The organism is Xenophilus arseniciresistens, assembly GCF_028023875.1.
GTDB lineage: Bacteria > Pseudomonadota > Gammaproteobacteria > Burkholderiales > Burkholderiaceae_C > Xenophilus > Xenophilus arseniciresistens.
In genome coordinates, this window is the sequence record NZ_JAQIPB010000007.1 from 60093 (window position 1) to 84782 (window position 24690).

The window sequence follows — 24690 nt, forward strand, 5'->3', positions numbered from 1 at the left end:
AAGGAGACCCGCATGACTGGAAAGAGACTGATCGCACTGGCCACCATGGCCCTGGCCAGCCCCCTGCTCCTTGCCCAGCAAGGCGTGAGCAAGGACGAAATCCGCATCGGGACCATCCAGGACCTGTCGGGCCCGCTCGCGGGCTTCGGCAAGCAGTCGCGCAACGGCATGCAGCTGCGCGTGGACGAGATCAACGAGCAGGGCGGCATCAACGGCCGCAAGCTCAAGCTCTTTGTGGAAGATTCGGGCTACGACCCCAAGAAGGCCGTGCTGGCGGCGCAGAAGCTGGTGAACCAGGACAAGATCTTCATCATGGCCGGCCACATCGGCACCGCGCAGAACATGGCGGCCATGCCGGTGCAGTTCGCCAAGAACGTCATCAACTTCCTGCCCATCACGGCCGCGCGCGAGATGTACGAGCCGCACAACCGGCTCAAGTACTCCTTCGCCGCCACCTACTACGACCAGATCCGCCTGGCGCTGCCCACGCTCATCAAGGAAAAGGGCGCCAAGAAGGTCTGCACCATCTACCAGGACGACGAGTTCGGCCTCGAAGTGCAGCGCGGCGCCGAAGCCGCGCTCAAGACCGTGAACATGGAGCTGGCCGAGAAGACCAGCTTCAAGCGCGGCGCCACGGACTTCAGTTCGCAGGTGGCGCGCATGAAGGCCGCCAACTGCGACCTGGTGGTGCTGGGCACCATCATCCGCGAGACCATCGGCACCATCGGCGAAGCGCGCAAGACCGGCTTCAACCCCACCTTCCTGGGCTCCAGCGCGGCCTACACCGACCTGATCCACAAGCTGGGCGGCAAGGCCATGGACGGCATGTACGCCACCATGACCGTGCAGAACCCCTACACCGACGAGAGCAACGACAAGATCCGCTTCTGGGCCAACAAGTACAAGACCAAGTTCAACGAAGACCCGACCGTGTTCTCCGTGTACGGCTATTCGATCATCGACCACTTCGCCACCGTGGCGCAGAAGGCCGGCGCCAACCTGAGCACCGACAGCTTCATCAAGATCATGGATGCCAGCAGCTTCGAACCCGACATGTTCGGCTCGCCGAAGATGAGCTACACCGCCACCAAGCGCCTGGGCAACGACCAGTCGCGCCTGTCGCAGATCGTCGATGGCAAGTGGAAGGTGGTGTCGGGCTACATCGCTCCTTGAACGCGTGATGCCCGCGGGCCGCCATCGCGCGGCCCTGCACAGCGCCAGGCCGCCTTCGGGGCGGCCATTCTTTTTGGCGAGGCCTGGGGACATTGCGGGGACGCGCCCGTTCACCATCAGGCAAACTTCGCCCCGCTGCTGTTGCGGCGGCGCGCCCGGGCTTGTGCCTGCCGGCCGCCGCAGGTTTCGCGCTTCCCCATCCCCTGAGACAAGGTATCCGCAATGACTCTTTCCCGCCGCCGCCTGATGGCTGCCGTGCCTGCTGCCGCCGCCGTGGCCGGCCTGGCCGGCCTCTGTGCTGCCCCCGCTTTCGCCCAGGAGTGGCCCGCCAAGCCCGTGCGCCTGATCGTGCCCTTCCCGCCCGGCGGCGGCACCGACATCCTGTCGCGCCTGATCGCCACCCAGCTTTCCGAGGCCACCAAGTGGACCGTGGTGCCCGACAACCGCGCGGGCGCCGGCGGCACCATCGGCATCGCCGAGGCCGCGCGCGCCCAGCCCACGGGCTATGACCTCGTGATGGGCCAGAAGGACAACATGGTCGTGGCACCCTGGCTCTACAAGAAGCTGGCCTACGACCCCGTGAAGGACTTCGTGGCCGTGGCCCACGTGGCCTACACGCCCGTGGTGATCGTCACGCGCACCGAATCGAAGTTCAAGAGCCTCAAGGACGTGGTGGAGGCCGCCAAGGCCGCGCCCGACACCGTGACCTACGGCTCGCCCGGCAACGGCACCACCATCCATCTGGCCGGCGAGATCTTCAACAGCACCGCCGGCATCAAGATGCGCCACGTGCCCTACAAGGGCAGCAACCCGGCCATGATGGACGTGCTGGCCGGCAACGTGGACCTGATGGTGTCCTCGCTGCCCTCGGCCATCGGCCAGCTCAAGTCGGGCAAGCTGCGCGCCCTGGCCGTCACCTCGGCCAAGCGCAGCACCTCGCAGCCCGACATCCCCACCGTGGCCGAGCTGGGCTTCGGCAAGGACTTCGACGTCAGCACCTGGTACGGCATCTTCGCGCCCGCGGGCACGCCCGCGGCCGTGGTCAAGCGCATGAACGCCGAGGTCAACAAGCTGCTGGCGCGCGCCGAGGTGCAGGCCGCCATCCACGAGCAGGGCGCCGAGTACCAGGCCATGAGCACCGAAGCCTTCAGCACCCTGCTCAAGACCGACGTGCAGAAGTGGAAGGGCATCGTGCAGGCTTCGGGCGCCACCATCGAATAAAGGAAAACACCCCCCAGGCGGCTGCGCCGCTCCCCCCCCCTCTCTGGCGCCTTCGGCTTGGAGGGGGGCGCACCCAGAGGCCTGGCAAAGCCAGTTCCTCGGGTGCCCTGAGGGCTTCGCTGCGCTGGCCGGCTGGATGGCCGTCTCGTTGTTCAGGCCACGAAGCGCGAGAGCGCGGCCTGGAAGGCCAGGGGGTCCATGCCCAGGTGGCCCGCCGCGTAGCCGTCCATGACCAGCCGCAGGTTCGGGTAGTTGCGCGCGCGCAGACGCTGGCCGAAGCGTTGCACGGCTTCGGCATTGCTGGGCGCTTCGGTGCCGTAGGTCAGGAACAGCGTGGCCGGGATGCCGGCCTCGGCCCGCAGCTTGTAAACCTCTTCCTCCAGCGCGTCGAGCTGCGTGCCGTAGCTGCTGTGAAAGGCGCCGTCCGAAGACAGGAAGTGGCTGAAGGCCAGGCTGCCCGCGCGTGCCTGCAGCAGCATCGCGATCACCACAAAAGAGCCACCCAGCGACAGGCCGGAGAGCATGCGCGCGCCCGGGTCGGCGCGGTAGCGCGACTCGATCAGCGGCACCAGCTCCTTGAGCAGGAAGTCGTTGTACTGCTGCGCGCCCGGCAGGTCGTAGTCGGTGCCGCGGCGCGCCGTGTTGCCGATGCCCACCAGGATGGCCTGCTTGCGCGCGGCCGCGGTCAGCGACTGGAAGTTCGCGAAGCGCGTCTGGCCCTGCACGTACACGGCATCGGCGTCCGTGATGTAGATGGTGGGAAAACGCTGCTCGCCGCTGGCGTGGTCGGGCGGCAGATAGACGTTGATCGGGTAGCTGGCTCCATTGGCGCGGGCCGTGAGCCTGAAGTCCTCGTTGCGGCCCACGCCGGGGCTGGGCGCCGGCGCGGGTGCAGGCGAGGGTGACGGTGCGGGGGGAATGGGCAGCAGCGGCACGGCGCCGCCGCCCCCACCGCCGCCCCCGCCGCAGCCGGCCAGGGTGGTGAGCAAGGCGGCACCCGCGCCCAGCACATGCCTGCGAGGCAGCACCAGGGGGGCAGGGGGCGCATCAGGAGGAAGGCGATCCATGAAGACTCCAAGGCAAAGATGAAGTGCATCGCAGAGACCTTGCCGTCGCGGTGTTGCGGCATCCTCCTTTGTCCTCTGCATCCCGCGCGCATGATGCCAGACGCAGGGCCCGGCCTGCGCCTTCAGCGGCCGGTCTCGCGTGCGGGTCGGCGCAGGGGCTGCAGCAGCGGCTTGAGGCCGTTGTGGTCGATCTCGTGCATCAGCTGCAGCAGGCGCCCGATCTCGCCCTTGGGAAAGCCCTCGCGCGCAAACCAGGTGAGGTAGTTGCCCGGCAGGTCGGCGATCAGCGTGCCCTTGTACTTGCCAAAGGGCATGGGCAGCGTGACGAGGCGTTGGAGGTCTTCGGGAGCCATGTGGAGCGTGTGGAGCGCGCTTTGAATTCTGCATCAGCGGCATTCGCCGGTCGCAGCGCACGCATGTCTGTGGGCTGGATCGCCTGCGATGCCTTCGCGCGCTGGGCAGCGCTGCGTACGCCCGCTGGCGTATGGAAGCGGAGTCTCTGACATTTCATACTCCGGCTCCTGCTGCCAATCCAATGACTGGTTCCTGCTTCCCTTTGCGCCGCTCGGCGCTGTCGATGGCCAGCCTCATCGCACTCGTCGCGGCACCCCTTGCCGGCCTCGCGCAAGGCGCTGCCCACGCTCCGCATCCGATGCTCAAGCCCGTCGAGGTCAAGGGCGAAAGCCTGCGCGGCGGCGCGGCCTCGTACTCCACCACCACCCTCGAATCTGACGACATCCAGCAGCTTCATGTGAGCCAGCCGCAGGAGCTGTTCCGCCAGGTGCCCGGCATGAACGTGAACAACTATCAGCTCTCGGGCGTGGCGGACGCCATCGTGTTGCGCGGCTTCGGGGGCGGCGGCCACGGTGGCGACCTGGGCGTGGTGCTCGATGGCATCCCGCTCAATGAGGCGATGTCCCATGCCGACGGCTATGTGGACTTCAATGTCATCGTGCCGCTGGAGATCGAGCGCATGCGCGTGTTCCGCGGGCCGGTGTCGGCGCTGTACGGCAACTTCAACCGGGCCGGGCTGGTGGCCGTCGAAACACGAAAGCGCGGGCTGTACAAAGACCTGGACCTCAGCCAGGGCTCCCACGGCACGCAGGATGCGCAGGCCGCCTTCGGGCTGAGCCTGGGCGAGGGCGAGTCGCTGAACCTGGCGGCGCAGCACCACCGCACGGATGGCTTTCGCAGCCAGTCGCAGGCTGAGCGCACAACGCTGGCCGGGCGATGGACCAGGGCACTCACATCCGATCTGGACCTTGCTTTGTCGGCGCGCCTGCACGCCGCCCATGGCGACTCGCCCGGCCATCTGACGGCCGGTCAGTTCGCCATGGATCCTTACGGCCGGGACCTGCGCGCCATGAACGATGGCGCGCGCAAGCACTTCGGCACGGTGCGCGCGGATGTGAACCACAGCCTCGCGCCTGACCTGCGGCTGCTGAGCTTTGTCTATCACACGCAGCAGGATTTCACGCGCTACTTCTCGCGCCCGGTCGGTGGCAGCGCCTGGCGCCAGCGCGAGGAAAGCTATGAGCGCAAGGTCTTCGGTGCCGGCACCAGCCTCAACGGCAGCACCGCCACGCAATGGGCAGCGCTGAACTGGGTCGCAGGCATGGAGGCCTTTCGCGAAAGCACGCAGTACCAGTACCACGACGGCCTGTACCAGCGTGCGCGGCTCAATCGCGCCGTCAACGACCGCACGTCCAGGCTCAGCAGCCTGTCGGCGTTTGCCGAAGTCGAAGCGCCCATCCATCGCCTGTTCAAGCCCTCGCTGGGCCTGCGCTGGGACCGCTTCACGGGTGGGTGCGACCGCAATGGCCCTGAGACCGGAAGCGAGCCCTGCAGTGCCTTGGCGCGTGTCTCGCACACCAGCCCCAAGCTGGGCGTGCGCGCCGATGTGCTGCCCGCGCTGGAGTTGAGAGTCAGTTGGGCCGAGGGCTTCGCGCTGCCCAACAACTTCGCCAAATACGCGCTCGGTGCATCGCGGCTGGAGACCAATGTGTTCCAGCAGACCGAAGTGGGCGCGCTGTGGAAGCCGGTTCCCGGCGTGGTGGTGGACCTGGCTGCCTATCGCCTGCGCTCGTCTGATGAGATCCGGGCCGTGGCGCCGGGTGTGTACGAGAACTATGGCGCCACGCGCCGCACGGGTGTGGAGGCCAGCATGCTGTGGTCGGCGCGCAAAGACCTGGACCTTTCGCTGAGCTACGGCAGCGCGCATTCGCGTGTGATCGAGAACGGCAACGCGGCCCTGGTCGGCAAAAGCGTGGCCGGCGTGCCCCGCGACATGACGACCGCCACGGCGGCCTGGTCGCCCGTGCCTGCCTGGACCGGCACGCTGAGCTGGCGCCGCGTGGGCCGCTACGCCATCAATGCCGACAACAGCATCCACTACCCGGGTTATGCGACCGTGGACCTGGGCCTGCGCTACCGCTTCGCCGGCGCGCGTCCGCACCAGCTGTACGCCACGCTGTCCAACGTGGCCGACAAGGCCTATGCCACTTCGGTGTCCGTCATCGGCGGCGCGCAGGTCTTTGCGCCCGGCGCGCCCCGCGCCCTCAAAGTGGGCGCGCAATTCCAGTTCTGAAGGAGCCTTCATGCCCGCCCGCCTTTCGCATTCGGCGCTGGTCGCACTTGCGCTGAGTCTTGCCTTTGCCGCCCCGGCGACCCATGCCCACAACGTCTGGCTCACGCCCGAAGCCGATGGCAGCTACATCGTTCAGTTCGGTGGCCACAAGGGGCAACTGGAAGACTATCCCGCGCACAAGTTGACTTCAGTGACCGCGTACGACGCGCGCGCGCACCCGATGGCCGTGCAGACCCAGCCCACGCCGCAAGGCGTGAAGGTCAGGCCGCAAGGCCAGGCCGCCTTGCTGGTGGCGGCGTTCGACAACGGCTACTTCAGCAAGACCGACACGGGCCCCATGGTGAACAAGGACATGACGCAGAACCCGGGCGCGACCAGCGGCGTGCGGGCGCTGAAGTTCCACAAGTCGGTCATTCAGTGGGGCTACGTGGCCCGCATGGTCGTGGGCCAGCCCTTCGAGATCATCTCGGCGAGGGCGGACCACCCGCATGCGGGCTCGCCGATGCGCGTGAAGGTGCTCAAGGACGGCAAGCCGATCGAAGGCGTGCGCCTGTCCATCGGCGAGAACGGCCCACCGGTGCACACGGCCAGGGACGGCACCGCCACAGTGATCCCCGTGCAGGGGCGCAACCAGCTCATGGCCATCCTGCGCATGCCCGTGACCGGCGACCCGAAGACCACCAGCCTGAGCTACGAATACCTGTACGCCTTCGAGGCGCACGCGCACTAGGGCGAGTGGCTGCGTGGAGGCGACCTTGCTGTCGCTGCAGTGCCTTGGCGATCAGGGCCGCTCGCCGCGCGCCAGCCGTGCGGCGATGTCGTCGAGCACGGGCGTCAGCGCCGCCACCGAGTCGATCACGTAGTGCGCGCCGGCGCCCTGCAGCCTGGCCTGCGCGGCCGCGCGGCGCGTGGCCTGCTGGGCCGGTGCCAGTGCCAGCCAGTCGGCCAGCGGCAGGCCCATGGCGTTGCCGCTCACGGACACGCCCACGCTCCAGGTGCCGGCGTTGAGGCCTTCCTCGATGCCCACCTCGGTGTCGTCCACCTTGACCACGGTGTGCGGGTGGCAGATGCCCAGCTCGGCGAAGCAGCGCCACATCATCAGCGGCGTGGGCCGGCCGGTGGCCACGTCGCCTGCGCACACGAGGTTGTCGGGCCGGTAGCCGCCCTTGGCCGCGATGGCCGTCACCACTTCCATGATGGGCCGGTTGTAGCCCGTGGTGGAGCCGATCTTCAGGCCGCGTGCGCGCGCGTCGGCCACGGCTTCCAGCGCGCCGGGAATGAAGCCGGCGAAGTCCGGCACCACCGCGGCGTTGAGCGGCGTGAACACGTCGTAAAGGCGGTCCACGTCGGCATCGCTCAGGCGGCGGCCGTACTCCGCTTCCCATTGCGCATCGACTTCGGGCAGCGTGCCCAGGGCCTTGATGTGGTCCCACTTCGCCAGGCCCATGGGGCCGCGGGCCTGCTCGATGCTGACCCTGATGCCGAACTGTTCGAACAGGCGCACGAAGGCGCCCATGGGCGCGCAGGAGCCGAAGTCCAGGATGGTGCCGGCCCAGTCGAAGACGACGGCGCTCAACTGGTCGGGGGCGGAGGAAACGGCGGGCGGGGTCGGGAGTGTGTTGTTCATGATGTTCTGTGTGAAGGATCTGCGGGGCGGCTACCAGGCGGCGAACACGTCCTCGGCAATGCCGAAGGCGGTGCTGGCGCCCGTGCCGCTGGTGACCAGCACCACGCGCGTGGCGTCGTCGGGCGCGTCGATCAGGCAGTCGGTGCTGGCGGAGGAGGGATAGGTGCCGACCCAGCGCGCGGTGACGGTGGCTTCGCGCAGCCGCAGCGTCTCGCGCAGGTGGCGCAGGATCAGCGCATCCACGCGCTCGCTGGCGAAGGGCTCCAGCACCGGGCCGTAGTGGTGCGAGTCGCCCACGACCAGCGAACCGTCTGCGCTTTGCACCACGATCAGGTGGATGCCGTGTGCCAGCGACTCGCCTTCCTCGCTGCGCATCTGCGCCAGCAGCGGCGCGGCTTCGGGCAGCTTGCTGTAGCCGTGGTAGCGCACCAGGCTCAGGTCGGCCATCACCGAGCCGGGCAGCTTGAAGCCGGGCTCGGGCTGCACGCGCAGCATCTGCAGCTGGCACAGCTGCAGCGCGTGCGGCGCCAGCCGGTCGGCGAACAGGCCGTGCAGTTCGGTGTTGGTGCACACGGCCACGCGCTCGGCGTACAGCGTGGCGCGCGCGGTGCGCACGCGCGGCGTGGCCACTTCCAGCACGGCCTCGCCAAAGCGGAAGACCACGCCATGCGCCTGCGCCAGCCAGCGTGCCAGCAGGCCGATGGCGGTGCGCGACTCCACCCGCATCTCGTGCGGGCTGTAGAGCACGCTCTGGGCGCCGTCGAGCTGCAGGGCGGGCGCGCGGCGCGCGGCTTCCCCGGGTGCGAGCAGCTCGCAGCCCGCGCCCATCTCGGTGCGCATGAAAGCCTCGAGCACGTCGTGCGCCAGCGGCCGGAAGGCGCTGAGGTACAGGCCGTGGTGCACGGCCTCGATACCGGCCTGCGGCGCGACTTCGCCCCAGACCTCGCGGGCGCGCCGCGCGCGCCGCCAGGTGTCGCCGGCGCCCTGGCCGGTCACGGTGATGAAGCCGAAGTTGCGGATCGAGGCGCCGACGCAGGCCGCGTCGCGCTCGAGCACGCAGACCTTCAGGCCGCGCCTGGCCGCGGTGTAGGCGTGGGCCAGGCCGACGATGCCGGCGCCGACGACGATCAGGTCGAAGCGAGGGGAGCTGGGAGATGTCATGACAGGAGCGGATGAGAAGGGGTGCCGCGCGCAGGCGCGGCGGTGAAGACGCAGCGCCCGCCGATGAAGGTGGCGAGGACTTCGATGTCCTTGATGGCTTCGGGCGCGACGCAGCGCGGGTCGCTGCCCAGCACCACGAAGTCGGCCAGCTTGCCGGGCGTGATGGAGCCCTTGTGCGCCTCCTCGCAACTGGCGACCGCGCCGCCCAGCGTCATCACGCGGATCGCATCGTCCACGCCGATGCATTGCTCAAGGCCGTAGGGCGTGCCGTCGCTGCCGCGGCGGCGCACCATGTCCTGAATGCGCAGCAGCGGGTCGGCGGCGCTCACGGGCCAGTCGGAGTGGCCGGCCACCTGCACACCCATCTGCAGTGCCGTGCGGTGCGGGTGCATCATGGCCACGCGTTCGGGCCCGAAGGCCGCAACCTTGTCGCCGTGCTCGTGCATGTAGGAATGGAACACCAGCACCGTGCCGCTGTCGCGGGCGCGGCGCAGGATCGAATCGTTGGTGATGCTGGCGTGCTCGATGCGGTGGCGCGCCGGCGTGCCGCCGGCTTGCGCGGCGTTCTCGTAGGCCGTCAGCACCATGGCGATCTCGCGGTCGCCATTGGCGTGGATGGCGGCCTGGAAGCCCGCCTGCTGGATCGCCAGCACCAGCGCGTCCAGCTCGGCCTGCGTGCGCCTGGGCGGGATGCCGAAGTAGTTGCGGCGGCCGGGGTATTCGGCATGCACCCAGGCCGTCAGGCCCGAAAGCGAATGGCCGTGGAACACCTTGATGCCGCCGATGCGCAGCCGCTCGTCGCCCCAACCCTGTTCAGCCGCGATGCGCGCCGCGTCGCGCAGGTGGTGGTCGAAGAACATGGCGTACACGCGCACCGGGCTGCCGCGTTCGCGCAGCTCGCACAGCCTCTGGTGGTCGGCCGGCGTGATGCCGGCGATGCCGACGCTGGTGATGCCGCGCGCCGCAAAGGAGGCCAGCCGGCTGCTCAGCGCCTGCAGCATGTCCTCGCGCGAGGGCAGGGCCGGCGCCGGGTTGAGGTTGGCCCGCTGCGGGCCGCCACCGTGGCCGCCGGCGTGCCGCGAAGCCTCATGCAGGGCCAGGTGATGCGGCGACACCAGGGCCTGGGCATCCTCGCGCGCCACGCCGGTCGGCTCGCCCGCCTCGTCGCGGTCGAAGGCACCGCCCGCGGGGTCGGGCGTGTCGCGCGTGATGCCGGCATTGCGCAGCGCCAGCGTGTTGAAGCACGAGATGTGGAAGCTAGAGTGGTACAGCCGCACCGGGTGCCGGGTGGAGATGCGGTCCAGGTCGTGGCGCGTGGGGTGGCGGCCCAGTTTGCTGTCCTGGTAGCTGCGCCCGATCAGCCACTGGCCCGGCGCCACGCAGCGCGCACGCGCCTGCATGCGCCCGATCAGCGCCTCCATGTCCGGGGTCTCCGAAGGGCCGAGTTCGGGCACCTCGTGCGGCGAGCCGGCGTGGTAGAGCGGCAGCATGTGCAGGTGCGCGTCGATGAAGCCGGGCACCACGGTGCAGCCCTCCAGGCGCTGCTCTGGCACCTGCGGGCCGGCCTGGCGCAGCACCTCCTCGCGCGAGCCCACGGCCATGAAGCGGCCGCCCCGGACCCAGAACGACTGGGCCTGCGGCTGCCGGCCGTCCACGGTGAGAACCTGGGCCGCGCTGTATACGGCTTCTTCCTTGTTCATGCAGCGTCGGCGCCGATGAAGTTGCGCCCGCGCGCGCCGGTCAGCGCATGCGCCACCATCTGCTGCGCCTCGGCCTCGTCCACGCCGTAGTCGGCAAAGCGCGTGCGCACGCCCAGGCCCTCGATGAAGGTCGCCAGCCGGGCGGGCGCGGCCGCCCGCGGGCCCAGCGCCTGTTCCAGCACGGCATCGCGCCGCGCGTCGCGCCCCAGCGCGCGGCCCAGCACCAGCGGCAGCGGGAAGGCGCAGGCGATGCCGTGCGGCAGGCCGTGGCGCAAGGTCATCTCGTAGGAGATCGAATGGGCCAGCGCGGTGCGCGTGTTGGAAAAGGCCATGCCGGCCTTGAGCGCGGCCAGCGCCATGCGGCCGCGCAGCGCCACGTCGCCGGGCGCGTTCATCAGCGCCGGCAGCGTGACGAAGATCTCGTGCACCGCCGCCACGGCGAAGGTGTCGGAGACCGGGTTGGCGTTCACGTTCCAGATCGCTTCGAGCGCGTGCGACAGCGCATCGAGCCCGCTTTGCAGCGTGACCGCGGCCGGCAGCGACAGCATGAGTTCGGGGTCGATCAGCGCCACCGAGGGCCAGGTCTGCGGCAGGTGCAGCGAGTACTTCTTCTGCGCGGCCTGGTCCCAGATGGTGGCCCACGGCGTCACCTCGCTGCCCGTGCCTGCGGTAGTCGGGATCGCGACCAGCGCCCGGGTGTGCGCGGGCGTGAAGCCCCGGCCTTCGGCCAGGGCCTGCAGCAGCGGTTCGAAGCGGCCGTCCGCGGTGCCCACCATCAGCGCCTTGGCGGTGTCGATGGCGCTGCCGCCACCCAGCGCGATCAGCATGTCGACCTGCTGCGGCCCGCGCCAGAACGATTCGTAGAGCCCGCGCAGTTCGCGCACGTCCGGGTTGGGCCGCACGTCGTCGATCACCCGGACCAGGCTGTCGCCCAGCAACTGCTGCACGCGCCCGACCAGGCCCAGTGCGCCCGCTTCCGGGAAGGTGACGAGCGCACAGCGGCGCCCGCCCACCAGGGCCGGCAGCGAGGCCAGCGCGCCGGCGCCGAAGACGCTTCTGACGGGGTTGAAATAGTCGAGGGTCGTCATCATCAGTGGCGCGCGTGGTTCAGCACCAGGTCGAACACGTCGAAGTTGCGCAGGCGCCGCCCGCGCGCCAGGCCCTGCAGGGGCCGGTTGAACAGCAGCGGCACCTTCTGCTCGGAGATGCCGCCATGCGAGCGCAGCGGCACGTCCAGAGCCGAGAGGTCGTGGTCCGAGGCGCGCGTGCCCAGCACCGTGAGGTGGTCGCCGAGCACCACCAGGTCGCCGATGCGTTCGGCCGGCAGCTCGAAGCGCTCGGCGGCCTGCGCCCGCGTGAGCACCAGTTCCACGCCGGGTTGCCGCGCCAGCAGCCCGGCCATCGCGGCGACGGAGGCCGAGCCGGCATAGACCGTGGCGAAGGAGCCCAGCGCGGCGTGGTGGACCACGTAGGGGTCGGTGATGGGCAGGATCACGCGCGCGCAGTTTTGGCCCAGCGCATCGTCCAGCACCTGCTGCAGGTACACCACCTGCGGCGCCCCGGCCGCGTCGGTCTTGGCGCTCATGCCATGGTCGGCGGTGATGCCGATCACCGCGCCCAGCGCTTCCATGCGCGCGAGGTAGCGGTCCATCATGGCGTAGAAGGCATTGGCCTGCGCCGCATTGGGCGCATGCTTGTGCTGCACGTAGTCGGTGGTGGAGAGGTACATCAGGTCGGGGCGATGCGCCTGCAGCAGCGCTACGCCGGCCGCGAAGACGAACTCGCTGAGCTCTGCGCTGTAGACCGAGGGAAGGGGCCGCCCGACCAGTTCCAGCACCCCGTCGATGCCGCATTCCGCCACGCTGGCCTGATCGGCCTTCTCGGCCGAGAAGCAGATGCCGCGCAGGCCATGGCCCAGCAGCGTGCGCAGCTTGTCCTTGGCCGTGACGGCGGCGACGGCGGCCCCGGCCTGCGCGAAGGCCGCCAGCAGGGTGGGCGCGCGCAGGTAGGCCGGGTCGTTCATCATCACTTCACGGCCGCTTTGCGGGTCGAGGAAGTAGTTGCCGCAGATGCCATGCACCGAAGGCGGCACGCCCGTCACGATCGAAACGTTGTTGGGATTGGTGAAGCTGGGCACCACGCTGTCGCCGATCCAGGCGGTGCCGGGCTGCGAGAGCAGCCTGTCGAGCCAGGGGGTGACGCCGGCGCGGCGGGCCTGTACCAGGTACTCGGGCTCGCAGCCGTCCACGCAGACCACGACCACGGGCGCCCGGGGCCAGGCATAGCGCCGCCCATTGACCTCGACCATTCGTTCTGAAGGGGTCATTTCAGGATTTGTCTTTCTTCGGGAGGGTGCTGCGCACCCGGGGGGCTCAGATGAAGCGCTTGCGCACCTTGGCCGACACCAGGTCGATCAGCGAGACGGTGACCACGAGGATCAGCAGCACGGCGGCGGTCTGCCCGTACTGGAAGCTGCGGATGACCTCGTACAGCACCACGCCGATGCCGCCTGCGCCCACCATGCCGACGACCGAGGCCGAACGCACGTTGGATTCGAAGCGGTACAGCGTGAAGCTGAGCCACAGCGGCAGCACCTGCGGGATCACGCCATGGATCACTTCGACCAGCCGGTGCGCCCCGGTGGCGCGGATGCCTTCCACGGGCCGCGGATCGATGGCCTCCACCGATTCGGAAAAGAGCTTGGCCAGCGTGCCGGTGGTGTGGATGGCCAGGGCCAGCACGCCCGCGAACGGCCCCAGCCCCACGGCCACGATGAACAGCATCGCGAACACCATCTCGTTGATGGCGCGGCAGGCGTCCATGAGGCGGCGCATGGGCTGGTGCACCCAGGCCGGCGCCACGTTCGATGCGCACAGCAGGCCGGCCGGCACGGCCGCCACGACCGCCAGCAGCGTGCCCCAGATCGCGATGTGGATCGTGACCAGCATCTCCTTGCCGTAGATGCGCCAGTCCCTGAAGTCGGGCGGAAAGAAATCGCGGGCGAGGGTGCCGATGTTGCCGGAGTCGCGGATCAGGTCCAGCGGCCGGATCTCGGCGCCGCGCCATGCCCAGGCCAGAAGCCCGAGCACCGCGCCCCAGGCGACGTAGGTCAGCAGACCGGGGCGCTCGCTTTCGGCGCGCTGGCGCAGCCGCTCCAGCGAAGCCGCGCTGGGCGCGCGGTGGTCCAACGCGCTCGCGCTCACAGCTTCAGCGCCGCCAGCTTGGCGTCGATCTCGGCCAGTTGTTTGGCGCGGGTGGCTGCGTCCAGCGCGGCGTCATGCTCGACCTTGCTGCGCTCCTTGAACAGCTCCAGCTGGCGGATGGGCGTGAGCTGGTCGTTGCTGGACTCGCGGAAACCGCCGTAGTTGTAGATGTTCTTGAGGATGGTCTTTTCCTGCTCGTCGCTCTTGGCGTAGTTCAGCACGAACTGCTTGAGCTTGGCCTTGACGGCCGGGTCCAGGTCCTTGCGCCACACGAAGGGGTCACTGGGGATCAGCGGGCTTTCCCACAGCACCTTGATCTGGCTGGCCAGCTCGGGCTTGACCGCCTTGAGCTTGTCGATCTCTTCGGTGTTGTTGGTGGCCACATCGACCTGCTTGGCCAGCACGGCCTGGATGTTGGCGCCGTGGCTGGCGTTGCGCATGGTCTTGAAGGTGGTGCGGTAGTCGATCTTGTTCTTGGAGAACAGGTAGAAGGACGGCACCAGGAAGCCCGAGGTGGAGTTCGGATCGCCGATGCCGAAGTTCAGCGACTTGGCGTTGCGCTGCACGTCCTCCCAGGACTTCAGGGGGCTGTCCTGGCGCGTGATCAGAAGGCTCTTGTAGCCGAAGCTGCCGTCGGCAAACATCACCTGCGCGAAGACTTCGCCGTTGGCGCGGTCGACGGCCTCCATGGCGGCCTTGTTGCCGTACCACGCCACCTGGATCTTGTTGAAGCGCATGGCTTCGACCACGCCGGCATAGTCGGGGGCGTAGAAGGACTTGACCGTCAGGCCGGTCTTCTTCTCCATGTCCTTGAAGAAGGGCTCCCAGCGCTCGCGCTGGGTGGAGGCCGAGTCGGTGGCGATGATGCCGAAGTTGATCTCTTGCGCCTGGGCGGCGAAGGCCGCGGCGGCCGACAGCGCGGCGATGGCGAGGGTGCGGAGCTTGAACATGGGAGTTGCCTTGGGTTGGGGATGAGGGCGGGAAACGGTTGGGGCGGGAGTGGCGACGCTCAGGCGGCCAGCGCCAGGTGGCGCGAGTCGTTGACGGAGGCGTCGGTGCCGGGTTCATGCAGCAGATCGGCCGCGGCCGTGCCGTACAGGTGTTGCAGGAAGCCGGGTGTCAGGGCGGAGCTGGGGCCGTCGAAGACCAGCGCGCCGTCGCGCAGCGCGACCACGCGCTCGCAGTAGCGCTGCGCCAGGGCCACGTGGTGCAGGCTGACCACCAAGGTCATGCCGGCTTCGCGGTTGAGCGCGGCGAGCTGTTCCATGACGCGGTGCGTGGACTGCGGGTCCAGCGAGGCCACCGGCTCGTCGGCCAGCACCAGCTCGGCGCCCTGCAGCAGCACCCGCGCGATGGCGGCGCGCTGCTGCTGGCCGCCCGACAGCGTGGAAGCGCGCTGGAAGGCCTGCGGCGCCAGGCCGATCGCATCGAGCGCGTCGAGCGCACGGGCCTGGTCGGCCTCGGCGTAGCGGCCGCTCAGCGCGCGCCACAGGGGCGCCTCGGCCGCCAGCCCGGTCATCACGTTGTGCATCACGCTCAGGCGGCCGACCAAGTTGAACTGCTGGAAGATCACGCCGATGCGCCGGCGCAGGGCGCGGATCTCGGGACTGATGCGTCCCTTGGCCTGCAGCAGCTGGCCGAAGGCTTCGATCCGGCCGCCGTCGGCGTCGGTGCTTTCAAGGCCGCACAGGCAGCGGATCAGCGTGGATTTGCCGGAGCCGGAGGCGCCCAGCAGGGCCACGCGCTCGCCGCGGCGGACCTCCAGCGACACCTTGCGCAGCGCCTGGTGCTTGCCGAAGCTGCGACTGACGGCTTGCGCGCTCAGGACAGTGGGATTCATGGTGTTCGGGGGCGCAGCGCCGGGGCGGCGATGCGCTGGAAGAAGAAGGAATCCCGGCAGTATTTGGAGGCCGTTTGACAGTTCCGTGACGTTCAAAGCCCCCGAAACAATTCAGTCCATACAAGTTTCTGCAACAAACCATTGATTGAATCTATGGTTTGGGGCGGCCAGCCGGCCCGCCCAGCGAGACCGTCATGCGACTGACCCAACTGCGCTCCTTCCACGCCGTGGCCACCAGCGGCAGCTTCACGGCCGCCGCCAGGAGCCTGCACGTGAGCCAGCCCACCATCACCACCCAGGTCGGCCAGCTCGAAACCCTCTACGGGGTCGAACTCTTTCACCGCATGGGCCGCCGGGCCGTGCCGACGGAGATGGGGGAGCGGCTGCTGGGCCTGTCGCGCCAGATGTTCGACCTGGAGGCCGAGGCCGTGCAGTTGCTGCGCGAGTCGGGCGAGCTGCGCACGGGCCACCTGCGCGTGGCGGCAGTGGGGCCCTCGCACGTGACGCGCATGCTGGTGTCCTTCAACCAGTGCTACCCCGGCATCAAGGTGTCCGTCAGCACCGGGAATTCGCAGGAGGTGCTGGCGCGGCTGGCGAACTACAGCGCCGACGTGGGCGTGCTGGCGCAGGTGGCGCAGGACAGCCGCTTCGTCTCGGTGCCCTACAGCGAGCATGCCGTGGCCATCTCGTGCTCGGCGCAGCACCGCTTCGCCCAGCGGCGCAGCATCAGCATCAGGGAGCTGGAGGGCGAGCGGCTGATCCTGCGGGAGCAGGGCTCGACCACGCGCAAGGCCATCGAGACGGCCCTGCAGGCCGCCGGCGTCAGGCCCGAGGTGGTGATGGAGATCGCCAGCCGCGAGATCATCCGCGAGGCGGTGCTCCAGAACGTGGGCATCGCGGCCGTGTCGGAGGTGGAGTACGTGCCCGGCCCCGGCCTGCGCGCCGTGCGCCTGAACGACGCCACGGTGCGCACCTACGCCCATGTGGTCTGCCTGGCCGAGCGGCAGGAAGGCGCCCTGGTGCGCGCCTTCATCCGTTGCGCGCAGCAGGGGCGGCCGCAGGCGCCATGACGCTGCCGCGCGGCTCCTGCTGCCCGGGCGCACCTTCCAATGCCCCGCACCCACGCGCTGGATTGCCCACCCCCGCTATGCTGGCCGCACGCCTGCTTCACACACACAAGGAGTGCTTCCCATGGCTACTGTGCAAGAGAAGAAGCTTTCGCAGCGCGCGCGGCGTGCGGTGCTGCCTGTGCTGCTGCTGGCCGTGCTGGCGGGCACCGCCGCGCAGGCCCACCATGGCTGGTCGTGGGCCGATGGCGAGCAGATCACGCTCAACGGCACGCTGGAGGCCATTTCGATGGCGCCGCCGCATCCCACCCTGCGCGTGAAGGCGGCCGACGGGCGCAGTTGGCAGGTGGATCTGGGCAACCCCTCGCAGACGCAACGCTCGGGCTTCACGGGCGAGACGGCCAAGGTGGGCGACGCCATCGTGGTGCTGGGCAACCGCCACCAGGACCATGCCAGGCTGCACATGAAGGCCGTGCGCATCACGCTCGACGGCAAGCCCTACGACATGTACCCCGAGCGCATCCGCAACTGAGCGCGGCGCGCTGCAAAGCGGCTCGTGGAAGCCTGGCTGACACTGATCGGCGCCTGGCCCGGCGCGCGCTGGCTGCAGGGTTCGGGCACGGCCTACCTGTTCGTCAACACGGCCCACATCCTGGGCCTGGCGCTGCTGCTGGGCGCCATCGTTGCGCTGGACCTGCGCCTGGCCGGCTGGCTGCGGGGCGGCGCTGCGCTGGCCGTGCTGGCGCCCACGCTGTCGCGCACCGCGGCTGCGGGCCTGGGGCTGGCGCTGCTCACGGGGCTGTGGCTGTTCAGCGTGCGGCCGGTGGAGTACGTGCAGAACCCGGCCTTCCTGTGGAAGATGGGCCTGCTGCTGGCCGCGCTGCTCAACGTGGCCTGGCAGCATGCGGCGCCGGGCTGGCGCGGGGTGCTGGCGGGCGCGCGGCCCGCGGCCGGCGTGCGCTGGCGGGCCCGGCTGTCGCTGCTGCTGTGGCTTTCGGTGCTGCTCGCGGGGCGGTGGATCGGCTTTCTCTGAGCCTCCTCGTCCGGCCGATGCCGAACAGCCGATGGGGCTGCGTTCGTCTTGTGCCCAGAATGCAGGCCTGCACCAACGGCACGGCCATGCGCTTTGCACCCAACACCTCCTTCGGCATGAAGCTTGCGCTGTGGGCCTTCGCCCTCGTGGTGGGCGGGGGCTTCGCGCTCGTGCTCTTCGGCGGCGGCGGCTGGCTGCTGTACCTGGGCGGCGGCCAGGTGATCGAGGGGCTGCAGTCCCGCGGCTGGCCCTCGGCGCCAGCGCAGGTCGTGCATGCTGGCGTCGTGCAAAAGACCAGCGGGCGCACGCGCAACGCCAACGGCAAGGTCTATGCCGTGGAGCTGCGCTACACCTTCGAGCTGGCGGGGCAGCGCCATGCCGGCACGCGCCGCAGCCTGGACGACGAAGGCAAGCTGCTGGGCCAGGAACATGCAGAAGGGATCGTGCGGAGCTTCCCGGTGGGCAGCCGCGTCACGGCCCACTACGACCCGGACTCGCCCGCACGCTCGCTGCTGACGCCCGGGGTGCCCGTCACGGGTGTGCTGCTGATCCTGTTCGGCCTGGGCCTGTGGATCTGCGGCCTCTTGCCCTTGTGGTGGATGCGCCCGCGGCGCCGGGCGGCGCGGCGCTGAGGCTTTTTGGGCGGCGCTGCGCGCGGGCCGGTTGATAGGATCGCCCGGATGATCAACCGCCGCCACTGGCTGAGCGCCGCCGCACCGGGCCTGATGCTGCTGCAGCTGGCCAACACCCCTCGCGCCCTGGCCCAGAGCGGAGCAGATGCCGCCATGAATTCGACCCCCTTGCACCGGGCCGTGCAGGCCAATGACCTGGGCAGGCTGCGCCAGCTGCTGGCCGCCGGCGCGGCGGTGGACGCACGCGACGCGCAGGCCCGCACGCCGCTGCTGCTGGCCACGCATGCCAACCTGGTGCCGGCCGCGCGCCTGCTCATCGAGGCCGGTGCCGACGTCAACGCCAAGGACGCGATCCAGGACAGCCCCTACCTCTATGCCGGCGCGCGCGGGCACCTGGAGATCCTGAAGCTCACGCTGGCGCATGGCGCCGACCTGCGCAGCACCAACCGCTATGGCGGCACGGCGCTGATCCCGGCCTGCGAACGCGGCCATGTGGAAACCGTGCGCACCCTGATCGCGGCCGGCATGGACGTGGACCATGTGAACCGCCTGGGCTGGACCGGCCTGCTCGAGGCCATCGTGCTCAGCGATGGCGGGCCGCGCCATCAGCAGATCGTCAAGCTGCTGATCGAGGCCGGGGCCGATGTGAATCTGGCCGATCGCGAAGGCGTGACGCCGCTGCAGCATGCGCGCCAGCGCGGCCACAGCGAAACCGCGCGCCTGCTGGCCGCGGCCGGCGCCCGCTGAAAGAGAAAAGCGCGCCTGACCCTGCGCATGACCCTGCGCCTGGCGCGATTTGCAACGATCTTGGCAGACGCGGTGCGCCCGGATCGCGTAGCCTTGCAGAGCCCACATGCCCCAGATTCAGAGACGACACCCCATGGCTTCCTATCCCTCTCGCGTGAAGATCATCGACGTCGGCCCGCGCGATGGCCTGCAGAACGAAAAGCAGCCCGTGCCCGCGGCTGTGAAGGTGGAGCTGGTGCAGCGCCTGCAGGCGGCCGGCCTGAAGGAGATCGAGGTCACCAGCTTCGTGAGCCCGAAGTGGGTGCCGCAGATGGCCGACAACGCGCAGGTGCTGCACGGCATCGAGCGCCAGGCCGGCGTGCGCTATTCGGTGCTCACGCCCAACATGAAGGGGCTGGAAGCCGCGCTGGCCGCGCCGCGCGCCGAATGGCCCGACGAGATCGTGGTCTTCGGCGCCGCCAGCGAGGCCTTCAGCCAGAAGAACATCAACTGCTCCATCGCCGAAAGCATCGAGCGCTTCGCCCCCGTGGTGGAGGCCGCGCGCGCGCAGGGCATCGCCGTGCGCGGCGCCATGAGCTGCACCGTGGGCTGCCCCTATGAAGGCGAGATCGCGCCCGAGAAGGTGGGCTACCTGGCCGGCCTGATGAAGGGCATCGGCGTGCAGCGCGTGGACGTGGCCGACACCATCGGCGTGGGCACGCCGCTGAAGGTGCAGCGCGCCATCGAGGCCACGCAGGCGCACTTCGACATCGCCGAGATCTCGGGCCACTTCCACGACACCTACGGCCAGGCGCTGTCGAACACGCTGGCCGCGCTGGGCATGGGCGTGTGGAACTTCCAGTCCTCGGTGGCCGGCCTGGGCGGCTGCCCCTACGCCAAGGGCGCCACGGGCAACGTGGCGACCGAAGACGTGGTGTACCTGCTGCAGGGCATGGGCATCGACACCGGCATCGACCTGGACGCGCTGATCGACGCCGGCGTCTACATCAGCCAGGCCCTGGGCCGCGAGCCGCATTCGCGCGTGTCCAAGGCCATCCGCATCAAGCGCGCGGGCTGAACGCGGGCCGCGAGGCCGTCCTGCGCGCGCGCCTTCGGCACCGCAGCCGGAGTTGATCATTTGATGAAGCGGCACTGCAGCAAATGATCAACTGAGCATCCGGGTCCACCCCAGGTTCTGGCCTTTCTGGCCCTGCGCCTTCTTTCAAATCAAGGACTTGGCTTCCTGGCATGCCTCTTGCCCCTCAAGCGGCGGGCGGCGCACTTGTCGTCCATTTCAGATGGATTGAGCAAGTGAAGGAACTCCCATGAGCAAGAAGATCAAGTGCGCGCTGATCGGGCCCGGCAACATCGGCACCGACCTGCTGGCCAAGCTGCAGCGCAGCCCGGTGCTGGAGCCGGTGTGGATGGTGGGCATCGACCCCGGGTCCGACGGCCTCAAGCGTGCGAAGGAGATGGGCCTGAAGACCACCGCCGACGGCGTGGACGGCCTGCTGCCGCATGTGCTGGCCGACGGCGTGCAGATCGCCTTCGACGCCACCAGCGCCTATGTGCATGCCGAAAACAGCGCCAGGCTCAACGCGCTGGGCGTGCTGATGATCGACCTCACGCCGGCGGCCATCGGGCCTTATTGCGTGCCGCCCGTGAACCTCGCGGCGCAGCTCGACGAGCACCCGATGAACGTGAACATGGTCACCTGCGGCGGGCAGGCCACCATCCCGATGGTGGCCGCGGTTTCTCAGGTGCAGCCCGTGGCCTATGGCGAGATCGTCGCCACCGTGTCCAGCCGCTCGGTGGGGCCGGGCACGCGCAAGAACATCGACGAGTTCACCCGCACCACCGCAGGTGCGGTGGAACGCGTGGGCGGCGCGGCCAGGGGCAAGGCCATCATCATCGTCAACCCGGCCGAGCCGCCGCTGATCATGCGCGACACGGTGCACTGCCTCACCGAAGACGAGCCCGACCAAGAGGCCATCACCGCCTCGGTCCACCGCATGATCGCCGAGGTGCGCAAGTACGTCCCCGGCTACCGGCTGGTCAACGGCCCGGTGTTCGACGGCAAGCGCGTGTCCATCTACCTCGAGGTCGAGGGCCTGGGCGACTACCTGCCCAAGTACGCCGGCAACCTCGACATCATGACCGCCGCCGCGGCCCGCACCGCCGAGCTGTTCGCCGAGGCGATGCTCGACGGCCGCTACCAACCCGAACCCGTCGCAGCCTGAGGAGAGCGCCATGAGCCTGCAAGGAAAGAAAGTCACGGTGCACGACATGACGCTGCGCGACGGCATGCACCCCAAGCGCCACCAGATGTCGCTGCAGCAGATGATCGACATCGCCACCGGCCTGGACGAAGCCGGCGTGCCGCTGATCGAGGTGACGCACGGCGATGGCCTGGGCGGCAGCTCGGTCAACTACGGCTTCCCCGCGCACAGCGACGAGGACTACCTCGGCACCGTGGTGCCGAAGATGAAGCAGGCCAAGGTCTCGGCGCTGCTGCTGCCGGGCATCGGCACCGTGGAGCATCTGCGCATGGCGCACGAGCTGGGCGTGCACACCATCCGCGTGGCCACGCACTGCACCGAGGCCGACGTGTCGGAGCAGCACATCACGATGGCGCGCAAGCTCGGCATGGACACCGTGGGCTTCCTCATGATGGCCCACATGGCCAGCCCCGAGACGCTGGTGCGCCAGGCGCTGCTGATGGAAAGCTACGGCGCCAACTGCCTGTACGTGACCGACTCGGCCGGCTACATGCTGCCGGAGGACGTGACGGCGCGCATCGGCGCCGTGCGCGCGGCGCTCAAGCCCGAGACCGAGCTGGGCTTCCACGGCCACCACAACCTCGCGATGGGCGTGGCCAACTCCATCGCCGCGGTGGCCGCAGGCGCCAACCGCATCGATGCGGCCGCCGCGGGCCTGGGCGCCGGCGCGGGCAACACGCCGATGGAAGTCTTCGTCGCGGTGTGCGATCGCATGGGCATCGTCACCGGCGTCGACGTGTTCAAGATCCAGGACGTGGCCGAAGACCGCGTGGTGCCGATCATGGACCACCCCATCCGCGTCGACCGCGATTCGCTCACGCTGGGCTATGCGGGCGTGTACTCCAGCTTCCTGCTCTTTGCCAAGCGCGCCGAGCAGAAGTACGGCGTGCCGGCGCGCGAGATCCTGGTCGAGCTGGGCCGGCGCGGCATGGTGGGCGGGCAGGAGGACATGATCGAGGACACAGCCATCACGCTGTCGCGCAGCCGCAAGGCCGCGCAGGCGATGACGGCGACGGCTTGACGCGCGGCGCCAGTGGCGCAGGGCGGCTTGCATAATCCGCCCATGCCTCTTGCCGCCTCCGACATCCTGCGTTTCTGGTTCGAGGAATGCACGCCCGCGCAGTGGTGGAAGGTGGACGCCGCCTTCGACGCGCAACTGCGCGCGCGCTTCCTGCCCGTGCTGCAGGCGGCCGCCCAGGCCGAGCTGCACGGCTGGCGCAGCACGCCCGAAGGCCGGCTGGCCGAGGTGATCGTGCTGGACCAGTTCTCGCGCAACATCTTCCGCGGCACGCCGCAGGCCTTTGCGCAGGACGCGATGGCCCTCGCGCTGGCGCAGGAGGCGGTGCAGCGCGAGGCGCATCTGGCGCTGAAGCCCGACGCTCGCGCCTTCCTGCTCATGCCCTTCATGCACAGCGAATCGCGCGCGATCCATGTGTGGGCGCAGCAGCTGTTCCGCGACTTCGCGCCGGCCGGCAACCACGAGTTCGAGCTCAAGCACAAGCTGATCGTGGACCGCTTCGGCCGCTACCCGCACCGCAATGCCATCCTCGGGCGCGCGTCCACGGACGAGGAAATCGAGTTCCTGAAGCAGCCGGGTTCCAGCTTCTGACGGTGCAGGCGCCGCTCAGCCCTTGGCCGCCAACGCCTCTTCGATCCGCGCCGCCGCGGCTTTGAGCGGCGCGACGAGCTTGAGCAGCGCGTCCTGCCCCTTCACGGCACGAAGCAGGAAGGTCAGGTTCATCGAGCCCAGCACGCCTGTGTGCGCGCGCAGCGGCACGGCCACCGCGCCGAACTTCGGCTCCACTCCCCATTCGCCGATGTTCACGCCGTAGCCTTGCGCGCGCGTCTGCCGCACCAGCGCAAGCACCTGCTTCGAATCGCGCGCCAGCGCGGCCTGCTCGTCGTCGCGGCTCCTGAGCATGTCCAGCAGCACGCTGCGCTCGTCATCGCATACATGCGCGAAGTAGGCGCGGCCGGCTGCCGTGGAGAGCATGGGCATGTGCCTGCCCGGCATGCCGGGGTGGAAGGACAGGCGGCTGTACAGGCGCGTGGAGGCGCGGACGACCATCTCCTCGCCTTCGGGCACGACGAGCGAACAGGGCCAGACCACTTCCCTGGACACTTCCCGCATGTCGGGCCAGGCGGCCTCGACGAGCGAGACCGTGTCCCTGAAGCCGTAGCTCAATTGCTGGACGCGGAAGGTGAGGCGGTAGTGGTTGGTGGCGGCGTCGTGCGAGAGGAAGCCCTCTTCGCGCAGGGTTTCCAGCAGCCGCTTGAGCGTGGTCCGGTGGATGCCGGTCTGCCGCCCCAGCTCCGAGATCGAGCCGGAGCCGCTGGGCAGCCGGTTGAGTGCCGACAGCAGGTCCAGCCCCTTGACCAGCGATTGGCAATGGCGATAACCGCCTTCGGAATTCGAACTCATGCCGCATGATGCGCCAGCGGGCCGGATGCGGCCAGTCTGGCGCGTCAGGCGTCGTGCGTGCTAGGTGCCCTGGCCCTCGCCGCGGCCCAGGAACTGCAGCACCATGCGGTTGAACTTGGACGCATGCTCCCACTGCGCCCAGTGGCCGCACTGGTTGAACACATGCAGCTGCGCGTTGGGGATGCCCCAGATCAGACGCAGGCCGATGTCCAGCGGCACGAACCGGTCGTCGCGGCCCCAGATCACCAGGGTCTCGCTGCGGATCTCCGAAAGGCGGTGGCCGTAGTCGGTGAACTGCTTCGGAAAGACCTGCAGGCTCTTGGTGAAGTTCTCGAGGTGGTCGCGGCGCGCGAGGATGTTGGCCAGGCGCTGCTGGTACAGCTCTTCGGTCAGGCTGCTGGCGTCATAGACGAACACGTTCATCATGCGCTTGAGGTTCTCGACCGTGGGCTCGCGGTAGAGCGCGCCGATGAGCTTGATTCCCTCGGTGAGCATCGGCACAAACTGGCTCGGGCCGCCCGTGCCGCCGCCCATCAGCACCAGCTTGCCGACGCGCTCGGGGTTGGCCAGCGCAAAGGCCACGGCGCTGTGCGCGCCCATCGAGTTGCCGAGGATGTCCACGCGCGCCACGCCCAGGCCGTCGAGCAGGCCCTTCAGGCAGCGCGCATTGAGGTCCGAGCGCGAGCCGGTGCTGATGATGGTGTCGCTCTTGCTCCAGCCGGGGCAGTCCAGCAGCAGCACGCGAAAGCCGGCTTCGGCCAGCGGCTCGATGTTGCGGTGGAAGTTGGCCCAGCCGCTGGCGCCGGGGCCGGAGCCGTGCAGCATGACGACGACCTGCTCGCCCTGGCCGACATCGTTGTAGTGCAGCTTCAGCGGCTGGCCGTTCTCGGTCACGGTGATGAAGCGGCTGGTGGATGCTTCGGAAATGGAGGTGCTCATGGGGTTCTCTGGT

25 protein-coding genes are annotated in these 24690 nt (G+C 69.2%); 13 read left to right on the forward strand and 12 right to left on the reverse strand.

What is annotated here, in order from left to right; genetic code table 11:
* The first annotated feature begins 12 nt into the window (after positions 1–12).
* Together PGB34_RS15105 and PGB34_RS15110 are read left to right on the forward strand one after the other, a co-directional pair.
* The gene (locus PGB34_RS15105; RefSeq protein WP_408647904.1) at positions 13–1173 is read left to right on the forward strand and encodes an ABC transporter substrate-binding protein; all 1161 of its coding nucleotides are present in this window, start codon (positions 13–15) and stop codon (positions 1171–1173) included.
* A gap of 246 nt (positions 1174–1419) precedes the next feature.
* Positions 1420–2394: a Bug family tripartite tricarboxylate transporter substrate binding protein gene (locus tag PGB34_RS15110; RefSeq protein WP_271429171.1), complete on the forward strand. Its 975-nt coding sequence runs from the start codon at positions 1420–1422 to the stop codon at positions 2392–2394.
* Positions 2395–2546: 152 nt separating this feature from the next.
* Here the strand turns inward: PGB34_RS15110 and PGB34_RS15115 are convergent, their stop codons facing one another.
* Positions 2547–3461, reverse strand: coding sequence for an alpha/beta hydrolase (locus PGB34_RS15115; RefSeq protein ID WP_271428931.1), 915 nt, complete (start codon positions 3459–3461; stop codon positions 2547–2549).
* Positions 3462–3583: 122 nt separating this feature from the next.
* On the reverse strand, positions 3584–3814 hold the full coding sequence (locus PGB34_RS15120; protein ID WP_271428932.1) for a DUF3820 family protein: 231 nt from the start codon (positions 3812–3814) through the stop codon (positions 3584–3586).
* Positions 3815–4113: 299 nt separating this feature from the next.
* On the opposite strand from PGB34_RS15120, the gene PGB34_RS15125 reads away from it, so the two are divergent.
* Complete coding sequence (locus tag PGB34_RS15125; protein WP_271428933.1) at positions 4114–6048, forward strand: TonB-dependent receptor; 1935 nt, start codon at positions 4114–4116, stop codon at positions 6046–6048.
* Between the two features lie 10 nt (positions 6049–6058).
* Complete coding sequence (locus PGB34_RS15130; protein ID WP_271428934.1) at positions 6059–6778, forward strand: DUF4198 domain-containing protein; 720 nt, start codon at positions 6059–6061, stop codon at positions 6776–6778.
* Between the two features lie 51 nt (positions 6779–6829).
* Here PGB34_RS15130 and phnX read toward each other — a convergent pair whose 3' ends face one another.
* The 8 genes from phnX to phnC all read right to left on the reverse strand — a co-directional run bounded on the left by phnX (position 6830) and on the right by phnC (position 15579).
* Positions 6830–7675: a phosphonoacetaldehyde hydrolase gene (gene phnX, locus PGB34_RS15135; RefSeq protein ID WP_271428935.1), complete on the reverse strand. Its 846-nt coding sequence runs from the start codon at positions 7673–7675 to the stop codon at positions 6830–6832.
* Positions 7676–7705: 30 nt separating this feature from the next.
* Positions 7706–8836, reverse strand: coding sequence for a TIGR03364 family FAD-dependent oxidoreductase (locus PGB34_RS15140; RefSeq protein ID WP_271428936.1), 1131 nt, complete (start codon positions 8834–8836; stop codon positions 7706–7708).
* Positions 8833–10536 (reverse strand): amidohydrolase, encoded by a 1704-nt coding sequence (locus tag PGB34_RS15145; protein WP_271428937.1) that lies wholly within the window; start codon positions 10534–10536, stop codon positions 8833–8835. The genes PGB34_RS15140 and PGB34_RS15145 overlap by 4 nt, the downstream gene beginning before the upstream one ends.
* Positions 10533–11627: an iron-containing alcohol dehydrogenase PsrA gene (gene psrA, locus PGB34_RS15150; protein WP_271428938.1), complete on the reverse strand. Its 1095-nt coding sequence runs from the start codon at positions 11625–11627 to the stop codon at positions 10533–10535. The genes PGB34_RS15145 and psrA overlap by 4 nt, the downstream gene beginning before the upstream one ends.
* Entirely contained in the window at positions 11627–12862 is a 1236-nt protein-coding gene (phnA, locus tag PGB34_RS15155; protein ID WP_271428939.1) for a phosphonoacetate hydrolase, read from the reverse strand. Before phnA ends, psrA begins: the two co-directional genes overlap by 1 nt.
* A gap of 46 nt (positions 12863–12908) precedes the next feature.
* Positions 12909–13652: a phosphonate ABC transporter, permease protein PhnE gene (phnE, locus tag PGB34_RS15160; RefSeq protein WP_408647908.1), complete on the reverse strand. Its 744-nt coding sequence runs from the start codon at positions 13650–13652 to the stop codon at positions 12909–12911.
* A gap of 83 nt (positions 13653–13735) precedes the next feature.
* Complete coding sequence (phnD, locus tag PGB34_RS15165) at positions 13736–14689, reverse strand: phosphonate ABC transporter substrate-binding protein (protein ID WP_271428940.1); 954 nt, start codon at positions 14687–14689, stop codon at positions 13736–13738.
* A 59-nt stretch (positions 14690–14748) separates the two neighbouring features.
* The gene (gene phnC, locus PGB34_RS15170; RefSeq protein ID WP_271428941.1) at positions 14749–15579 is read right to left on the reverse strand and encodes a phosphonate ABC transporter ATP-binding protein; all 831 of its coding nucleotides are present in this window, start codon (positions 15577–15579) and stop codon (positions 14749–14751) included.
* Positions 15580–15773: 194 nt separating this feature from the next.
* On the opposite strand from phnC, the gene PGB34_RS15175 reads away from it, so the two are divergent.
* The 9 genes from PGB34_RS15175 (at position 15774) to PGB34_RS15215 (ending at position 22925) form a co-directional block, all read left to right on the forward strand.
* Positions 15774–16649, forward strand: a complete 876-nt coding sequence (locus PGB34_RS15175; RefSeq protein WP_271428942.1) for a LysR substrate-binding domain-containing protein — start codon at positions 15774–15776, stop codon at positions 16647–16649.
* A gap of 121 nt (positions 16650–16770) precedes the next feature.
* Positions 16771–17178 carry a DUF6152 family protein gene (locus tag PGB34_RS15180; RefSeq protein WP_271428943.1) on the forward strand — a complete coding sequence of 136 codons (408 nt, stop codon included), beginning with the start codon at positions 16771–16773 and terminating at the stop codon, positions 17176–17178.
* Between the two features lie 24 nt (positions 17179–17202).
* Positions 17203–17679, forward strand: a complete 477-nt coding sequence (locus PGB34_RS15185) for a DUF6644 family protein (protein ID WP_271428944.1) — start codon at positions 17203–17205, stop codon at positions 17677–17679.
* 59 nt (positions 17680–17738) lie between these two features.
* Entirely contained in the window at positions 17739–18311 is a 573-nt protein-coding gene (locus PGB34_RS15190) for a DUF3592 domain-containing protein (RefSeq protein ID WP_271428945.1), read from the forward strand.
* Between the two features lie 48 nt (positions 18312–18359).
* A complete protein-coding gene (locus tag PGB34_RS15195) occupies positions 18360–19058 on the forward strand; it encodes an ankyrin repeat domain-containing protein (RefSeq protein ID WP_271428946.1) in 699 nt (232 codons plus the stop codon).
* Positions 19059–19191: 133 nt separating this feature from the next.
* Entirely contained in the window at positions 19192–20115 is a 924-nt protein-coding gene (locus tag PGB34_RS15200) for a hydroxymethylglutaryl-CoA lyase (protein ID WP_271428947.1), read from the forward strand.
* 247 nt (positions 20116–20362) lie between these two features.
* Positions 20363–21277: an acetaldehyde dehydrogenase (acetylating) gene (locus PGB34_RS15205; RefSeq protein ID WP_271428948.1), complete on the forward strand. Its 915-nt coding sequence runs from the start codon at positions 20363–20365 to the stop codon at positions 21275–21277.
* 10 nt (positions 21278–21287) lie between these two features.
* Positions 21288–22337: a 4-hydroxy-2-oxovalerate aldolase gene (gene dmpG / locus PGB34_RS15210; RefSeq protein WP_271428949.1), complete on the forward strand. Its 1050-nt coding sequence runs from the start codon at positions 21288–21290 to the stop codon at positions 22335–22337.
* A gap of 42 nt (positions 22338–22379) precedes the next feature.
* The gene (locus tag PGB34_RS15215) at positions 22380–22925 is read left to right on the forward strand and encodes a DUF924 family protein (protein ID WP_271428950.1); all 546 of its coding nucleotides are present in this window, start codon (positions 22380–22382) and stop codon (positions 22923–22925) included.
* Positions 22926–22940: 15 nt separating this feature from the next.
* Here the strand turns inward: PGB34_RS15215 and PGB34_RS15220 are convergent, their stop codons facing one another.
* A complete protein-coding gene (locus PGB34_RS15220; RefSeq protein ID WP_271428951.1) occupies positions 22941–23738 on the reverse strand; it encodes a helix-turn-helix domain-containing protein in 798 nt (265 codons plus the stop codon).
* Positions 23739–23798: 60 nt separating this feature from the next.
* Complete coding sequence (locus PGB34_RS15225) at positions 23799–24677, reverse strand: alpha/beta fold hydrolase (protein ID WP_271428952.1); 879 nt, start codon at positions 24675–24677, stop codon at positions 23799–23801.
* Positions 24678–24690: the final 13 nt, after the last annotated feature.

Coding starts and splice junctions, on each gene's coding strand:
- PGB34_RS15105 (WP_408647904.1), top strand. CDS start 13: ATGACTGGAAAGAGACTGATCGCACTGGCCACCATGGCCCTGGCCAGC.
- PGB34_RS15110 (WP_271429171.1), top strand. CDS start 1,420: ATGGCTGCCGTGCCTGCTGCCGCCGCCGTGGCCGGCCTGGCCGGCCTC.
- PGB34_RS15115 (WP_271428931.1), bottom strand. CDS start 3,461: ATGGATCGCCTTCCTCCTGATGCGCCCCCTGCCCCCCTGGTGCTGCCT.
- PGB34_RS15120 (WP_271428932.1), bottom strand. CDS start 3,814: ATGGCTCCCGAAGACCTCCAACGCCTCGTCACGCTGCCCATGCCCTTT.
- PGB34_RS15125 (WP_271428933.1), top strand. CDS start 4,114: ATGCTCAAGCCCGTCGAGGTCAAGGGCGAAAGCCTGCGCGGCGGCGCG.
- PGB34_RS15130 (WP_271428934.1), top strand. CDS start 6,059: ATGCCCGCCCGCCTTTCGCATTCGGCGCTGGTCGCACTTGCGCTGAGT.
- phnX (WP_271428935.1), bottom strand. CDS start 7,675: ATGAACAACACACTCCCGACCCCGCCCGCCGTTTCCTCCGCCCCCGAC.
- PGB34_RS15140 (WP_271428936.1), bottom strand. CDS start 8,836: ATGACATCTCCCAGCTCCCCTCGCTTCGACCTGATCGTCGTCGGCGCC.
- PGB34_RS15145 (WP_271428937.1), bottom strand. CDS start 10,536: ATGAACAAGGAAGAAGCCGTATACAGCGCGGCCCAGGTTCTCACCGTG.
- psrA (WP_271428938.1), bottom strand. CDS start 11,627: ATGATGACGACCCTCGACTATTTCAACCCCGTCAGAAGCGTCTTCGGC.
- phnA (WP_271428939.1), bottom strand. CDS start 12,862: ATGACCCCTTCAGAACGAATGGTCGAGGTCAATGGGCGGCGCTATGCC.
- phnD (WP_271428940.1), bottom strand. CDS start 14,689: ATGTTCAAGCTCCGCACCCTCGCCATCGCCGCGCTGTCGGCCGCCGCG.
- phnC (WP_271428941.1), bottom strand. CDS start 15,579: ATGAATCCCACTGTCCTGAGCGCGCAAGCCGTCAGTCGCAGCTTCGGC.
- PGB34_RS15175 (WP_271428942.1), top strand. CDS start 15,774: ATGCGACTGACCCAACTGCGCTCCTTCCACGCCGTGGCCACCAGCGGC.
- PGB34_RS15180 (WP_271428943.1), top strand. CDS start 16,771: ATGGCTACTGTGCAAGAGAAGAAGCTTTCGCAGCGCGCGCGGCGTGCG.
- PGB34_RS15190 (WP_271428945.1), top strand. CDS start 17,739: ATGCAGGCCTGCACCAACGGCACGGCCATGCGCTTTGCACCCAACACC.
- PGB34_RS15195 (WP_271428946.1), top strand. CDS start 18,360: ATGATCAACCGCCGCCACTGGCTGAGCGCCGCCGCACCGGGCCTGATG.
- PGB34_RS15200 (WP_271428947.1), top strand. CDS start 19,192: ATGGCTTCCTATCCCTCTCGCGTGAAGATCATCGACGTCGGCCCGCGC.
- PGB34_RS15205 (WP_271428948.1), top strand. CDS start 20,363: ATGAGCAAGAAGATCAAGTGCGCGCTGATCGGGCCCGGCAACATCGGC.
- dmpG (WP_271428949.1), top strand. CDS start 21,288: ATGAGCCTGCAAGGAAAGAAAGTCACGGTGCACGACATGACGCTGCGC.
- PGB34_RS15215 (WP_271428950.1), top strand. CDS start 22,380: ATGCCTCTTGCCGCCTCCGACATCCTGCGTTTCTGGTTCGAGGAATGC.
- PGB34_RS15220 (WP_271428951.1), bottom strand. CDS start 23,738: ATGAGTTCGAATTCCGAAGGCGGTTATCGCCATTGCCAATCGCTGGTC.
- PGB34_RS15225 (WP_271428952.1), bottom strand. CDS start 24,677: ATGAGCACCTCCATTTCCGAAGCATCCACCAGCCGCTTCATCACCGTG.